This is a genomic window from Candidatus Margulisiibacteriota bacterium (assembly GCA_003242895.1).
GTDB lineage: Bacteria > Margulisbacteria > Riflemargulisbacteria > GWF2-39-127 > GWF2-39-127 > GWF2-39-127.
In genome coordinates this window covers 20,976-36,163 of the sequence record QKMY01000065.1, presented here as the reverse complement: position 1 = coordinate 36,163, position 15,188 = coordinate 20,976, and the positions used below count along the sequence as shown (strand labels likewise).

The window sequence follows — 15,188 nt, the reverse complement described above, 5'->3', positions numbered from 1 at the left end:
TGGAGATGTTTTTTTATGATTACTTGATGCTAGCCTGTTTATTTTTTTAACTCACTAACTATTTCTGTTAACCTTTGCTCTTTATAATTAGAACTACTGACTTAGTACCAATAACGTTGACAATGAATTTGATTAGTGTATACTATTATTCGCATTCGGAGTTTTTAGGGTAGTATTATGGTCATAATTAAATCTCCGGATAATTTAAAAATTAATTAGAGGTGAATGGACTAATGAAAAAAGATATACATCCAAAATACAAAACGTTAACCGCAACATGTGTATGTGGTGCATCACATGAAACTGGATCAACACTTGAGACAGTTCGTGTTGATATCTGCTCAAAATGTCATCCGTTTTTTACTGGAGAGCAGAGAATTGTTGATACTGAAGGCCGTGTAGAGAAGTTCAATAAGAAATACGCAAATATAAAATAAAGATTAACTTTATGAATATTGAGATAGTATCTGCTACTCCTAATCCGTTAGAAGTTATTTATAAATCATGCCGTACTTGTTATAGTGCAGTGGGGCCGATAAGGTTAAAAGAAAAAAGTATTGACGAAATGATAAGCCTGATTGATGGAACAATTAAATCAGGCCATCACTCTGTACTTGAACATGTATCAATGACTTTTGCCATTGAAGGAGTGTCTAGAGCATTAACTCATCAGTTAGTAAGGCATAGACTAGCATCTTTTTCCCAACAAAGCCAACGCTATGTTAATTATTGTAAGGGAAAAGAGACGACGGATGTCGATTTTATCGTACCCAAAACTATCAAGAAAAACACTGAAGCTCTTAATGAGTATCAACTTCTCATAGAAGAGATTAAACGAGCCTATAAGAAGTTAATTGACATTGGGATTCCAGCTGAAGATGCTCGGTACATTCTTCCTAACGCTACAGAAACGAAACTTATAATGACAATGAATTTCAGAGAGCTTTTTACTGTTTCTTCGATCCGGCTGTGTTTTAGGGCGCAATGGGAAATAGTTGAATTGTTTGGAAAGATTAAAAAAGAAGTTTTTAAGATAGATGAATATTTGGCTTCAAAGTTGCAGCCCAAATGCCAAAATTTAGGTTATTGCAATGAAGACAAGTCCTGCGGTAAATATACGTTCGGCAGTAAGGGGTAAATATGAGCGATTTGAAAGATCTCGCAGTTGGTGGACAGGCTGTTATTGAAGGTGTCATGATGCGTGGCGAAAATATTATTGCTACTGCAATCAGAAATACTCAAAATAAAATTGTTATTGAGAAAAGGCAGTATCAATCACTATCAAAACGATATAAGTTTTTGAATCTACCGGTATTGCGCGGCTTTATTAATTTATTGGAAATGCTCTATTTAGGATTTAATATCTTGATGTATTCAGCCGAGGTAGCATTGGGTGGATCGACTGAAAAGAAAACAAGTAAATGGGAGTTAACTTTTTCCGCCGCATTTAGTATTGGGATATCTGTTGCTATGTTTATTGTTCTTCCTGCATTTATTTTCGATCACCTGAAATCAATGGTTTCGAACACCTTACTATTGAATGTAATCGAAGGAGTTATTCGGTTTTCTTTGTTTTTTTCCTTTTTGATATTTACTATGTTTTTTGATGATATGAAACGTGTGTATCAATATCATGGCGCGGAACATAAGGTTATTCATGCTTATGAATCCGGTCAGGGACTAGATATGGACAATATTAAAAAACGTACGACACTTCATCCTCGATGTGGAACCAGTTTTATTTTGGTTGTGATGATAATTAGTATCATTGTTTTTACTTTTTTAGGGAGACCTGATTTTTTTCATCGTGTAGCCTATAAAATAATGTTGATGCCAATTATCTCTGGTATAGCATACGAGATAATTAAGCTAAATAAAAAATACGATATTTTCTTTTTGCACTGGCTAGTATTCCCGGGTCTGATGTTACAAAAAATAACTACCAGAGAACCTGATGAAAAGCAAATTGAAGTTGCTCTTGCAGCGTTAAAAGAAGTAATCTAACCTAAAACCTCTTAAGTTAGCTATGAGCCATAAGAGAAGTTGTTTAAGCAATTTAAGCTTATTAAAGAGAAGAATAGGCTTGGATGATTTGCAGGAAACAGGTTCTGGATTAATTAATTGATAACAATTCATGGAGTACTGTTGATATTGTCAAGGAAAGCTTTTTATGAGTAATATAAAGGATATCTTAAACAATAATTTTATCAATTTGGAAATAAGTTACAAATAATAAGTTGGGATTAAAAATGTTTAGAAAATTAGAAGATATTGAAATCAAATATGATGAAATTGAGCGTTTGCTGGGTTCACCTGATGTATTAAGTGACCAGAAGAAGTACGCAGAATACTCTAAACAATATTCAGACTTGAAAGAGACTATTGTAAAATATAGAGAGTACAAAACAATAAAAAAACAGATGGACGAAGCCTCCGAGATATTAACTGAGTCAAATGATCGAGATATGATTGAGCTGGCTCAAGAAGAGTTTCAGACTTCGAAGGAACACTTGGAAAAAATTCAAGATGAGTTAAAACTATTATTACTGCCTCGCGATCCTAATGATAATAAAAATGCTTACCTTGAAATTAGGAGTGGGACAGGTGGAGAAGAAGCTTCTCTTTTTACACGCGATCTCTTGAATATGTATTCTCGTTACATAGAGAAAAAGGGTTGGCAGGTTGAACTAATTGAGCAGACAGAATCCGACATGGGGGGATTGAGTAAAGTAATTCTCCTTGTTAAAGGCGACTCTGTTTATGGGAAGTTAAAATATGAAAGCGGTACTCATCGAGTGCAAAGGGTTCCGGAAACAGAAGCGAGTGGTAGGATACATACGTCAGCAGTTACCGTTGCAGTATTGCCGGAAGTGGAAGATGTGGATATCCAGATCAATCCGAATGATTTGAGAATTGATACCTATCGTGCTTCAGGAGCAGGAGGTCAGCATATTAATAAAACTGATTCAGCAGTGAGAGTTACACATATTCCAACCGGCGTAGCTGTCGCATGTCAGGACGGAAGGAGTCAGCACCAAAACAAAGATAAAGCAATGCATCTCTTAAAAGCCAAAATCTTTGAATCTCAAGTGGAACAGCAGAATAAAGAGATATCTTCAACTAGAAAATTGCTTGTTGGATCTGGCGATAGAAGTGAGAAGATTAGGACCTATAATTTCCCGCAGGGAAGGGTTACAGATCATCGTATCGGTTTAACATTGTATAAACTTAATGATATTTTAACCGGTGATATTGATGAAATCATCGAGGCATTGCTCGCTGTTGATCGACTTGAAAAAATGAAGACTGAATAACGTTATCTCAGTAATCAAGCTTAAATAATCGAGAAATAACCCATGACTGAATCTTCCTGGACTATTATAAAAATCCTAAAATGGTCATATGAATATCTTGAAAAGCATAATATAGATAATCCAAAATACGAAGCTGAGGTATTACTTTCAGAGACTCTTCATTTACCCAGGCTGCAATTATTTCTTAAATTTGAAAAACCTCTTAATGATGAAGAACTTGCCAATTATCGAAAAATAATATCTCAGCGAGTTCGCCATATTCCCTATCAATATATATTTAAAAAGGCTTATTTTCTCGATTATGAACTCTATGTTGATGAAAATGTTCTTATCCCTAGACCTGAAACCGAGCTATTAGTTGAAGTTGCAATTGATGCAATTAAAGAAGGTCGACCTTTAAATAAAGAATTAACTATTTTGGATATCGGCTCAGGAAGTGGCTGTATTTCTATTGCCTTATCTGATAGCTTTCCTGAATACAATGTAGTTGCTGTTGAAAAAAGCATAAAGGCTATGGAAATCACTCAAAAAAATGCCAATAGGTATAACGTGAAAAATCTTAAATGTATTAATAAAGGGATTATCGATCTTGATTTTAACTCCTTATTTAACAATAAATTGTATGTTATTTCGAATCCCCCCTACATTTTAACTTCTGATTTAGAAACCCTCAGTGAAGAAGTTAAGAAAGAACCGGTATCAGCGCTAGATGGTGGTATTGATGGTTTGATGTTTTATCGCCAAATCCTTAATAAGTGTAAAAATTATCGACATGAGTCTTCTGTTATTTTTGAAATAGGTTATGATATTAATGAGTCTATTAATCAGCTGCTTATTGATAGTGGTGTGAAAAATATTAAATTTTATAAAGATTACCAAGATATAGACCGTATCGTCACCGGAACAGTACGTTAACCAAAAAAATCTGATGAATTTATATCAACTCATGATTTAACCGGGGAATAGCAGAAATGAAAAAAAATATAAGAATACAAAAAGATAGATCAATAATTTTCTCAAGAGCCCGCCTCACAACTGGTTTTATGGATAGATTGCAAGGGCTATTAGGTACAACGAGCATTTTAACTGAGGAACCGTTAATTATTGATAATTGTAGTTCTGTTCATTCTTTCTTTATGAAATATACGATTGGTGTTATTCATCTCAATTCCAATAATGCGATTATTGGTTATGAGGTTTTACCACCTCATAGAATCGGTAGAATGATCTGGGGTACCAAAAAAGTCATAGAATGTCATCCTGACGCTTATCAAGACAAACACCTGAAGATCGGTGATCGGATATTATTTTATTAATCCCGGAGTTACTCACATATTGCATATAAAATAGTATTGAAAAAAAACAAAAATAGTTATACATTCTTAGCATAATAGAATTATGAGACTTAGTTTGTGGAAAAGATGAGTAATGACTGGAACAAAATACTTCAATACGTGGGAGTTACCATGCAACTGGGTTTTACATTGGGATCTACTATTGTTATATTCTTTCTTATTGGCTTTTTTCTAGATAATAAAGTCGGAGGTAAGGGCTTAGTATTGTTCGTATTTATCATTCTCGGAGTTATCAGCGGATTTTATCAGGCTTATAAGCTCATTGGCAAGATTACTACGGAAGATGACCATAAGAACCATTAACCGTTACCGTACCATAGTATTACAGGCTGAATTCATTTTAATTGGTATATTATTAATATTTTTTTTCCTGCTTAACAAGACTTTGATCCCGGGATTGCTTTGGGGCGCAAGCTTTAGGATTATCATTTTTAATCAAACTATCAAGTATCTTGATCAAATTGAAAAAGGTAAGGTTACTAAAAATGTAATAATTAAGCTAGTTGTCTCAAAATATATATATCTTATAATGGCTTTTTTGATCCCTTTTTTATTTCCCCGGATAAATGTTATTTCAATGGTAATCGGGTTGTTCTCAATAACAATTATCTGTGTATTAAAAGAATTCATAGAATATTATTGTTTATCAAAATAACACCGGTAAAATCCTTAGTTGTTTGAAATGATATTATTCCCATAGTGTTCTTGCTGTAAGAGTAAGGATGTATTCATGAACGGGATCTTCGAAGTTTCATATTTCTCATTTACATTATTTGGCAGACTGATAACAATAAATACGACTATCATGGCAATGACGTGGATTATTATGATTGCCGGCATTGGCTTTGCACTCTGGGTTTCAAAAAATTTGAAGGTAGTTCCAGGAAGAGTTCAAAGCATTGCTGAATTATTTATTAATTTTTTTAGAGATTTGGTCATTTCATCGCTCGGTCCAAGTTATTATTCCTATACCCCACTTATAGCTACAATATTTATTTTTATCTTGTTGTGTAATCTGATCGGGATAATTCCTAACTTGTTTGTTATTCTTGGAACAAGCATATCATTGATATTAAAAATATTTGGATTAACGATGGCCCAAATACATTATCACAACTTTTTTAATGTTTCTTTAACTATCCCAGAAAGTGAATGGTATTCTTTTCTTTTTTCGATCCCGGAGTTCGCAGAACCGACAAGGTATCTCTCAACTGATCTGGGTATGGGAATAATGGTTGCAATAATAGTTCATGGAACGACCATAAAGAAAAAAGGGCTTTCCGGTTATCTAAAAACGTATTTTCATCCCGTCTGGTATTTATTTCCGCTTAATATTATTGAAGAGATTGCAAAAGTAACTTCCCATTCGTTACGTCTTTTTGGCAATATACTTGGGGGATCTCTAGTTCTCCTTATAGTCTCCAGATTAGTGTCAAATTTGGTAGTACCTATAGCGCTGCAATTTTTTTTCGGATTAGTTGAGGGGGTAGTCCAGGCATTTGTATTTACTATGCTGGCATTAACATATATTGCAATAAAAGTGAGAGATTAATGTAGCTTAAATAATCGTTGACGCTAAAAATATCATATGATATATCTCGACTAATTTATGGAATTAATATAATAATGTGAAGTTTGGGGTGTTGCTTGGACATTGATTATTCTATGGTTTTTAGATATTTTGGGGCTGCAATTGCACTTGGTCTGGGAGTGGTTGGAGCCGGACTGGGAGAGGGACATGCTGCGGCAAAAGCCTCAGAAGCAATAACCCGGCAGCCGGCAGCATCGGTGAGAATTGTGAATACTATGCTGGTAGGACAAGCAGTTGCTGAGAGTTCAAGTATCTTTGCTCTTGTAACGGCATTGATTCTAATTTTTCAGGGTGGGGCCGGTTCAGGATTAGTAACAGGAATTGCCTATTTGGCCTCGGGAATATGCATAGGAATCGGGACCTTTGGTGCCGGTCTCGGAGCAAGTCTGCCGGTTGGAAAAGCGTGTTTGGGGGTTGCCCGTCAGCCGAGGAAGAATAATGTTATTGTAGTTACCATGCTTATCGGGCAGTCTGTTTCGCAGACGACAGCAATATTTTCGCTTGTTATTGCTTTAATATTGATCTTTTTTGTATAAAAAGGGGGGGCTATTATGGTAAATATTACAGGTCCTGAATTAATACGAGTTGCAGCTTTGCTAGGTGCTGGTATTGCTATGGGAATTGGAGCAATCGGAGCAGGGTTAAGTGAAGGTTATGCTGCAGCGAAAGCCTGTGAAAGTGTTGCAAAGAGACCTGATCAGGCAAATATTATAACGAGAACTATGTTGATAGGCCAGGCAGTAACTGAATCAAATAGTATATATGCTTTAATTATTGCTTTAATTCTTATTTTTGTCGTTAAAGGATAGTGACAAGCAATACTGTCGAAAACGAACAGAATGTAGAGGTAGTTATGATCGAAATCAATATTTATGATCTCATAATGCAGATCGTTAACTTTCTCGTATTTCTATACATCCTGAAAAGGTTGTTTTATCAACCTGTAATTAATTTTCTTGATACGCGTGAGAGTAAAATTAGTCAGGCTATGAAGGATATCAATTATCAAGAGTCGGAAGCAAAGCATCTTATTAAAGAAGGTCAGGATAATCTGAATAATGCTCGTAGACTTGCTTTAGAAATTATAAATAAATCAAAAGATAGTGCGAGGAAAGTTCATGAAAAAATGCTGGATGAGGCTAATGGCCATGCTCTTCGACTCGTGAATCAAGCTAAAGATGAGATAAGTAGTGATATGGAAAAAGCAAGAAAGAAATTAAGTGAAGAAGTTTTATATTTGAGCACTATATTGACTGAGCAGATATTAACAAAAAATATTACCAAAGAAATTAATGACAAACTTACTGAGAACTTGATCGCTGGGATCTAAACCGGAAATTGCCTATGGATAACAGAATGGTGATTGCTCGATATGTTCAATCTCTCATTGACGCAATTCAAGAAAAAGATTTGGACGTTACCTTAGTTATTCTTATCCATTTAAAAAAAATCTTCGATGATAATAAGAAAATATATCTTTACCTAAAAGACCCAAGAGTGAGTGATGTAGAAAAAATAGGTATGTTCAATGAAATCCTTATAAGAATCCAGCCTATAAATAATTATATAATGAACTTTTTTATCTTGATTGTTACTGAAAAAAGAATAATGTATCTGGATGGTATGTTAACTCTTATTGAAGAGAAGTATAACGAATTAATGGGGATTGTTTATGCTGTAATTCATACACCCTTTCCGCTAAGCGATACAAATGTAGAAGCTGCTATCGCATCGTTAGAAAAAAGACTGGAAAAAAAAATTATCTTAAATGTAAAGATCAATAAGTCGCTAATTGGGGGAATCGTAATTACTTATTTGGATAAATTTATCAATCTATCATTGCAGTCTCGGCTAGAGGAGTTTCGCGAGCTTTAATCAACATCAAATAGGCATAAGGCGCTCACTCTTTTTATTAATAAACAACAACGGTTCATGTAAGATCAAGGTGGTGGTAACGATGAATATTAGGCCGGAAGAGATCGTTGAGATACTGACTAATCGTATAAAACAATATGAGCAAAAGGTAGAGATAGAAGACCTTGGTACAGTTATTCAGGTAGGCGATAATATTGCCCGTATTTACGGACTTATGAATGCAAAGTCGGGAGAACTTTTAGCCTTTGGTAATGATACATTTGGGATCGCTCTTAATCTCGAAGAAAATAATATTGGATGTATCATCCTGGGATCAGATACTAATATACAGGAAGGAGACAAAGTACGAACGACAGGAAGGGTTGTTGGCGTACCTGTTGGAGAGCAACTGCTGGGAAGAGTTGTTAATCCGTTAGGTCAGCCTATCGACGGATTAGGAGAGATTAAAACAAAAAAATGGAGACCTATTGAAAGGGGTGCTCCCGGGGTAATAGACAGGCAACCTGTCAAACAACCACTTCAAACAGGACTTAAGGCGATTGATTCTATGATCCCTATCGGAAGAGGCCAACGCGAGTTGATAATTGGTGACAGAAAAACTGGAAAGACTGCAATTGCGCTCGATACAATCATCAATCAGCTCGGAAAAAATGTCATCTGTATTTATGTTGCGATAGGTAAAAAAGATTCTACGGTGGCGCATGTAGTTAAATTATTACGGGATTATAATGCGATGGCTTATTCGATAGTTGTTTCAGCTACAGCAAGCGATACTGCAACACTTCAATATATTGCACCTTATGCTGCCTGTTCAATGGCGGAAGATTTCATGGATAATGGCAACGATGTGCTTATAGTCTATGATGATCTATCCAACCACGCTAAAGCATACCGCCAGATCTCTCTACTGTTGAGGCGCCCGCCAGGAAGAGAAGCTTATCCGGGTGACATTTTCTATATTCATTCTCGGCTACTGGAAAGGTCCGTAAAGTATAGCGACGATAAGGGTGGGGGGAGTATGACTGCGCTTCCGATAGTCGAGACTCAGGCTGGTGATATTTCTGCATATATACCAACAAATATTATTTCAATAACTGATGGTCAAATCTATTTGCGATCAGAGCTTTTTAATGCAGGGGTCAGGCCTGCGATTGACGTTGGGCTATCCGTATCTCGAGTTGGAGGTAGTGCTCAGATAAAAGCCATGAAAGAGGTGTCCGGGGCATTACGACTTGACATGGCACAATATCGGGATATCGAATCATTTGCGCAATTCGGGACTGAACTGGATAAAACGAGTCAGGCTCAACTCGAAAAGGGGAAACGACTTGTTGAAGTATTAAAGCAAGATCAATATCAACCACTGGATATCAGCAGGCAAGTAATTTCACTGTACGCTGTTGTCAATAATTTCTTGAATGATATTCCCGTTGAAAAAATAAGAAAATTTGAATCTGGACTGCTCGAATTTATTGAAAATGAGCATCCTGATTTCCTCGAAGAAATTGATAATAAAAATGCACTGGATGATCAATTAAGAAACAATATTAATTCAGCTATTGAAGCCTTCAAACAATATTATAAGGCAGGGATATAATGGCAAGCCTCCTTGATATCAGAAGAAATATTCAAGGTATTTCCAAGATAAAGAAAATCACCGAAGCGCTTAAGATGGTATCGGCAGCAATGATCTATCGAGCTGAGCAGCGTTTGAATAAAACTCGTCCTTATTCAAATATGCTATATGAATTAATAGCTGATATGTCTGCAGGAATAGAAATGGGTTCGCATCAGTTTTTCCAATTACATGAAAGCCATAATGCACTAATCGTTATAATAACAAGTGACCGTGGCTTATGCGGAAGTTTTAATGGAAATGTTATTCGTGAAGTGAATAGATATATTAATGCCGGAAAATACCGGAATTTTTCCCTTATTTGTATTGGAAAGATAGGATTAACTTATTTTCAAAGGAGAAAATATGCCATTGAGGGTCAATATATTAACTTTATTGAAGGTTTTCAATATTCCGATGTTGCTGAGATCGTAGAAATGATCATTGCTTACTATTTAGAAAAAAAATATAGTCGTATTAATATTGTATATAATGAATTTAAATCTGCCAGTGTGCAGACAGTAACGAATATTCAATTATTGCCGATGACGATTTTTGAAAATAATAAGAGAGTCGAATCTATCGAATATATTTATGAGCCATCCAGCGAAACAGTTATCGATTCGCTTTTGAAACAGCATATCACCTTTCAGGTCTACAGATTCGTAGTGGAAAGTTTTGCAGCGGAACAAGCGGCTCGTATGGCTGCTATGCAGTCTGCAACTGACAATGCCCAGGAGGTCCTCAATAATCTTGGGTTGACCTTAAATCGATTGAGGCAGGCAATGATAACAACGGAGATTGCTGAGATTGTGGGTGCGGCGGAAGTGTTGTCATAACTGATATTAATAGTGAAAGAGCTTATTCGGGGGGATTAAATGTCTAAGAAAATTGGTAAGATAATGCAGATAATTGGCCCGGTTGTGGATATACAGTTCGCGCAGGCAGATTTGCCGAAAATATTTGATGCAATACACATAAATAAAGATGACACTCTGCTGGTTATGGAAACAATACAGCATCTTGGTAATAATACAGTACGCTGTATCGCAATGGAATCCACCGATGGTCTGGTTCGAGGGGCAGAAGCTGTTAATACCGGTGAGCCAATAAAAGTGCCTGTAGGGGCTGAGACCCTTGGTAGAATGATAAATGTTATTGGACAAACTATAGATGGTAAGGGACCGATAAAGACTTCGAATTTATTCTCAATTCACCGAAGTGCTCCTAAACTTGTTGATCAAAGTACCGAGACGACCATCTATGAGACCGGTATAAAAGTAATAGATTTGCTGGCTCCTTATCCTAAAGGTGGGAAAATTGGTTTGTTTGGCGGTGCTGGAGTAGGTAAGACTGTCCTCATTATGGAACTGATTAATAATATTGTGGTTGAACATGGCGGGTATTCTGTTTTTGCAGGCGTTGGAGAGCGAACAAGAGAAGGCAATGATCTCTGGTTATCAATGAAGCAGTCTGGTGTTATTGATAAAACCGCGCTTGTTTTTGGGCAAATGAATGAGCCTCCGGGCGCACGTTTTAGGGTTGCCCTTACAGCGTTAACTATTGCCGAGTATTTCCGAGATGTGGAATCTAAAGATGTTTTATTGTTTATTGACAATATATTCAGGTTTGTTCAGGCGGGGTCGGAAGTCTCGGCGCTTCTTGGGCGAATGCCTTCTGCGGTAGGGTATCAGCCTACTTTAAGTACCGATGTCGGGTCCCTTGAAGAACGAATTACATCGACCAAAAAAGGCGCAATAACTTCTGTCCAAGCTGTATATGTTCCAGCGGACGATCTTACTGATCCGGCCCCGGCTGTTACTTTTGCACATCTCGACGCTACAACTGTGCTTTCCCGCCAGATTGTTGAGTTAGGGATATATCCGGCCGTTGATCCGTTAGAATCAACTTCAACTATCCTTGATCCTCGTGTTATAGGGGAGGATCATTACAATGTAGCCAATGAAGTGAAACATTTACTCCAAAGATACAGGGAACTTCAGGATATTATCAAAATTCTTGGAATGGAAGAGTTGTCTGATGAGGATAAGGTAACAGTTAATAGAGCAAGAAAGATACAACGGTTTTTATCTCAGCCATTTTTTGTTGCTGAAGAGTTTACCGGAAGAGCAGGCAAATATGTCTCAAAAGAGGATACAATAAGGAGTTTTACGGATATTGTCTCAGGTAAATATGATTCTATTCCTGAGCAAGCTTTTTATATGGTTGGAAACATCGATGAAGTATTAACAAAAGCCGAAACCTTAATGTGAAAGCGAGAGCAGGGGCATGTCCGATACTTTTAATATGACCGTTATTACTCCGGAAAGAAGGTTCTTTGAAGGGAAAGCTCAATATGCTGAAGTTCCTGGTTATGAAGGGGATATTGGGATTTATTCCAGCCACTCTCCGCTTTTTTCAATATTACGTCCGGGCGTTATTCATATTGAGAAATCGGAAAAGGAAATAGTTGAGGTCTTCGTAGCTAAAGGTTTTGTCGAAATTATGCCGGATAAAGTTAATATTTTGGCTGATTATGTTGAAACTGTAGACGAGATCGATATCGAAAGGGCCGAAAAAGCTAAACAGAGAGCTTTGGCAAAGATCAATACAAAAAAACATGATGGGATAGAGAGTGCTTATGCTGAACTGCAAAGGGCAGAAGGGCGGCTAGCGTTTGCAAGGAGAAGCAAATAATATTATGTTTCGCTTGCAATGAGGCTTTCAACCGCTTTAATACCATCAAGCGCTGCGCTCATTATTCCGCCGGCATAACCGGCACCTTCACCAATAGGATAGAGCCCTTTAATCATAGTGTGCTGGCCATCTTTGCCTCGGGGAAAACGAACAGGTGATGAGGTTCTCGTCTCGACTCCAAGTAGAACCGCTTCATCTGAAACAAAACCAGTCATAACTTTGTCAAAATAGTGAAATGCATCGATTAATGCTGTATTAACGAAAGACGGATATATATTGTGTAGGTTGGTTGGTGTATTACCAGGGCGGTAAGTTGTTGTTAGTGCAGTCTTGGTAGTCCGGTTGATTAAAAAATCACGGAGCTTTTGTGCTGGTGCAAAAAAAGGTTTTTGACCCAGATCGTAAGCTTTTTGTTCGAAGTGCTGAATAAAGGCGAGTCCGTCCATCGGTGATGATTGATAGAAATCATCCGGTTGAATATTAACCACGATGGCACTATTAGCACTTCCGGAATTACGAGCATGACTGCTCATGCCATTAATAACTAATCTGTTTTTCTGATTGCTGGCACAAATAATCTGCCCACCTGGGCACATGCAGAAAGAATACACTTGTCTTCCCTGTGACGATTTAAATGTTAATTTGTAAGGCGAAGAACCAAGTAGGTGATGATTCTTGTATTTTTCGCCGTATTGGATTTTGTTTATTGCCTCTTGTGAATGTTCAATTCTGAATCCTAGGGCAAAAGGTTTTGGCTCCATTTCTATTCCGCTATTATAGAGATTTTTATAGGTATCGTGTGCGGAATGGCCAATACCAAGAAAGACTACCTCTGTTTTTAGTTCTAGAATATCATTAATAATAATGCCTTGAACAACCGATTGATTAGTAAGTAGAGCTGAGAAAACTGAGGAGTAGTGAATTGTAACTCCCTTCTCAATCAGGTGATTTCTAATGTTTTTAAGGATAATTTGTAGTTTGTCAGTACCGATGTGAGGTTTTGCTTCATAGAGAATGTCCGACGGTGCACCAAAAAAAACCAGTTTTTCAAGGATATAATTATTGAAAGGATTATTGATTTGGGTTGTCAACTTGCCATCAGAATAAGTTCCTGCACCACCTTCGCCGAAAAGAGGGTTGCTTTCTGTATCGAGTAACCCTGAACTCCAAAGTGACTGAACGTCGCTTTTTCTCTCTTCAATTTTTTTTCCTCGTTCTATTATTATTGGTGTAATCCCATAATCAAGAAGCCTCAAAGCGCAGAAAATTCCTGAAGGCCCCAATCCAACAACCACAGGTCTAGAGTTTCGTATCCGCTTTTTAGTGAGATATGGCGTAGGCTCCGGCACAAACCTTGTGATTTTTGCGTTATTTGCTTTTTGAGGGAGTATTTTTTTGTGCGATTTGATTTTAAGTGAAAAAACGAGTTTGATTGAAGCTTTATCTCGGGCGTCGATAGATTTTTTAATAATATTGAAGGTTTTGATATTTAGGTATTGTTTTCCAAAGAGCTTTTTTAACGAATCTTCTATAGAGATAAACTCATCAATTGGGATTTTTAGCTGTTCAATAAGATATTCCATGATTAATTACTTCCGAAGCTATGATTAATATCATCTTTTATTTCTTTTAAAATATAAGGGTATTTATCCTGTAATTCTGTGGTCATTTTTTCAGTTATCGTTTTATTGTCAAGGATCTCTATAGCATAAATAATAATTGAGGTAGGCATTGAAAATCCCATGGCTTTTCCTGCATTAATCAGATCCAGAAAACTAATTTGATGTGTTGAATAATTTCCGGTGACGGTCGTTAGGTCAGATAATGATAGTTTTGTTAAAGCGCCAATAGAATTGCTCCCAGTCATAATAGAGTCGATAATGATAATTGTGTCAAACCCATCTAAATCACTTAACAGGCCAAGGTTTACAGCTTGAGATGCTGCTAATGGTATGGATAGTTCATCAGCAATAGTTGCAGCTAGATCGAGACCGATCCTGTCATCGCAAATTATGTCATTTCCTAACCCGATTATCAAAATGTTGTTTTTCATGGTTTTTAAGGTATTTCGAAATATTATTGGTATAAGAATAATAACTGGTTGATTGCCAGAATTGTATACAACGGGCTAATAATTTCGACAACATACAATTAATTATTTTGTTATTATGAAGAATTCTCTTGTATTTGTAAATATACTTTATAATTGCTATAATTAATAGTGGTTGAAAATATGGTTTGTGTGATCGGTGATTTATAAGGGAAATCTTCATATCTGTTATTTCTAAATGAATCAAAAATAGGTCCGCCATTAACGCACTGATTATCTGAATAACAAATAAGCATATATATATATATATTAGAGGGAGGCTTTTATGGTAAAGAAAGAAATGGATTGCAGAGGGTTAAAATGTCCTCAACCGTTATTAAAGGTTACAATTGAGGCAACTAAAATGAGCCCAGGGGACGTTCTTGTGGTAAGAGCAGATTGTCATACGTTTGAAACTGACCTCCGAGGCTGGGCTCAAAAAATGAATAAAGTTATTCAAGAGTTCAGAAATGAAGGAACATACAAGACCGCCGTTATTCAGTTCTAACTATTGGGTTGATTACAGAGCTTTTAATAGTAAACAAATTACGACGATTCCTAAAAGGAGTCGTCTTTGTTTTATTCTAAAAAATGTTTGTTATAGATTTTGTTTTATTCTAAAATAAATATAGATTTCTATGCATCGATTATT

20 protein-coding genes are annotated in these 15,188 nt (G+C 36.4%); 18 read left to right on the top strand and 2 right to left on the bottom strand.

All coding sequences use genetic code 11. The features are described from left to right. Positions 1–233 precede the first annotated feature (233 nt). The 17 genes from DKM50_12705 (at position 234) to atpC (ending at position 12,447) form a co-directional block, all read left to right on the top strand. Positions 234–437 (top strand): 50S ribosomal protein L31, encoded by a 204-nt coding sequence (locus DKM50_12705; GenBank protein ID PZM77462.1) that lies wholly within the window; start codon positions 234–236, stop codon positions 435–437. 11 nt (positions 438–448) lie between these two features. Further along, complete coding sequence (locus DKM50_12700; protein ID PZM77461.1) at positions 449–1,138, top strand: FAD-dependent thymidylate synthase; 690 nt, start codon at positions 449–451, stop codon at positions 1,136–1,138. Between the two features lie 2 nt (positions 1,139–1,140). After that, positions 1,141–2,004: a DUF1385 domain-containing protein gene (locus tag DKM50_12695; protein PZM77460.1), complete on the top strand. Its 864-nt coding sequence runs from the start codon at positions 1,141–1,143 to the stop codon at positions 2,002–2,004. A 245-nt stretch (positions 2,005–2,249) separates the two neighbouring features. Next, on the top strand, positions 2,250–3,314 hold the full coding sequence (gene prfA, locus DKM50_12690; protein PZM77459.1) for a peptide chain release factor 1: 1,065 nt from the start codon (positions 2,250–2,252) through the stop codon (positions 3,312–3,314). Between the two features lie 42 nt (positions 3,315–3,356). Then, positions 3,357–4,229, top strand: coding sequence for a peptide chain release factor N(5)-glutamine methyltransferase (gene prmC / locus DKM50_12685; GenBank protein PZM77458.1), 873 nt, complete (start codon positions 3,357–3,359; stop codon positions 4,227–4,229). A gap of 56 nt (positions 4,230–4,285) precedes the next feature. Next, a complete protein-coding gene (locus DKM50_12680; protein PZM77457.1) occupies positions 4,286–4,630 on the top strand; it encodes a hypothetical protein in 345 nt (114 codons plus the stop codon). Positions 4,631–4,726: 96 nt separating this feature from the next. Continuing rightward, positions 4,727–4,972: a hypothetical protein gene (locus DKM50_12675; GenBank protein PZM77456.1), complete on the top strand. Its 246-nt coding sequence runs from the start codon at positions 4,727–4,729 to the stop codon at positions 4,970–4,972. Beyond that, on the top strand, positions 4,953–5,324 hold the full coding sequence (locus tag DKM50_12670; GenBank protein ID PZM77455.1) for a hypothetical protein: 372 nt from the start codon (positions 4,953–4,955) through the stop codon (positions 5,322–5,324). The genes DKM50_12675 and DKM50_12670 overlap by 20 nt, the downstream gene beginning before the upstream one ends. A gap of 75 nt (positions 5,325–5,399) precedes the next feature. Further along, entirely contained in the window at positions 5,400–6,221 is an 822-nt protein-coding gene (atpB, locus tag DKM50_12665) for an ATP synthase F0 subunit A (GenBank protein ID PZM77454.1), read from the top strand. Between the two features lie 95 nt (positions 6,222–6,316). After that, positions 6,317–6,796 (top strand): ATP synthase F0 subunit C, encoded by a 480-nt coding sequence (gene atpE, locus DKM50_12660; protein PZM77453.1) that lies wholly within the window; start codon positions 6,317–6,319, stop codon positions 6,794–6,796. Between the two features lie 15 nt (positions 6,797–6,811). Then, the gene (gene atpE, locus DKM50_12655) at positions 6,812–7,069 is read left to right on the top strand and encodes an ATP synthase F0 subunit C (protein PZM77452.1); all 258 of its coding nucleotides are present in this window, start codon (positions 6,812–6,814) and stop codon (positions 7,067–7,069) included. Further along, positions 7,069–7,590 carry an ATP synthase F0 subunit B gene (gene atpF / locus DKM50_12650; GenBank protein ID PZM77451.1) on the top strand — a complete coding sequence of 174 codons (522 nt, stop codon included), beginning with the start codon at positions 7,069–7,071 and terminating at the stop codon, positions 7,588–7,590. Before atpE (DKM50_12655) ends, atpF begins: the two co-directional genes overlap by 1 nt. A gap of 14 nt (positions 7,591–7,604) precedes the next feature. Further along, a complete protein-coding gene (gene atpH, locus DKM50_12645) occupies positions 7,605–8,135 on the top strand; it encodes an ATP synthase F1 subunit delta (GenBank protein ID PZM77450.1) in 531 nt (176 codons plus the stop codon). 82 nt (positions 8,136–8,217) lie between these two features. Next, on the top strand, positions 8,218–9,732 hold the full coding sequence (locus tag DKM50_12640) for a F0F1 ATP synthase subunit alpha (protein ID PZM77449.1): 1,515 nt from the start codon (positions 8,218–8,220) through the stop codon (positions 9,730–9,732). Beyond that, on the top strand, positions 9,732–10,589 hold the full coding sequence (gene atpG, locus DKM50_12635) for an ATP synthase F1 subunit gamma (protein ID PZM77448.1): 858 nt from the start codon (positions 9,732–9,734) through the stop codon (positions 10,587–10,589). Before DKM50_12640 ends, atpG begins: the two co-directional genes overlap by 1 nt. A gap of 39 nt (positions 10,590–10,628) precedes the next feature. Beyond that, positions 10,629–12,023 carry a F0F1 ATP synthase subunit beta gene (gene atpD / locus DKM50_12630; protein PZM77447.1) on the top strand — a complete coding sequence of 465 codons (1,395 nt, stop codon included), beginning with the start codon at positions 10,629–10,631 and terminating at the stop codon, positions 12,021–12,023. A 16-nt stretch (positions 12,024–12,039) separates the two neighbouring features. Further along, positions 12,040–12,447, top strand: a complete 408-nt coding sequence (gene atpC, locus DKM50_12625; protein ID PZM77446.1) for an ATP synthase F1 subunit epsilon — start codon at positions 12,040–12,042, stop codon at positions 12,445–12,447. 2 nt (positions 12,448–12,449) lie between these two features. On the opposite strand, the gene DKM50_12620 is transcribed toward atpC, so the two are convergent. Both DKM50_12620 and DKM50_12615 read right to left on the bottom strand, forming a co-directional pair. Beyond that, entirely contained in the window at positions 12,450–14,030 is a 1,581-nt protein-coding gene (locus DKM50_12620) for a hypothetical protein (GenBank protein PZM77445.1), read from the bottom strand. A gap of 2 nt (positions 14,031–14,032) precedes the next feature. After that, positions 14,033–14,500, bottom strand: coding sequence for a hypothetical protein (locus tag DKM50_12615; protein ID PZM77444.1), 468 nt, complete (start codon positions 14,498–14,500; stop codon positions 14,033–14,035). Between the two features lie 322 nt (positions 14,501–14,822). Between DKM50_12615 and DKM50_12610 the strand changes: the two genes are divergently transcribed. Then, entirely contained in the window at positions 14,823–15,044 is a 222-nt protein-coding gene (locus tag DKM50_12610; GenBank protein ID PZM77443.1) for a SirA-like protein, read from the top strand. Positions 15,045–15,188 lie beyond the last annotated feature (144 nt).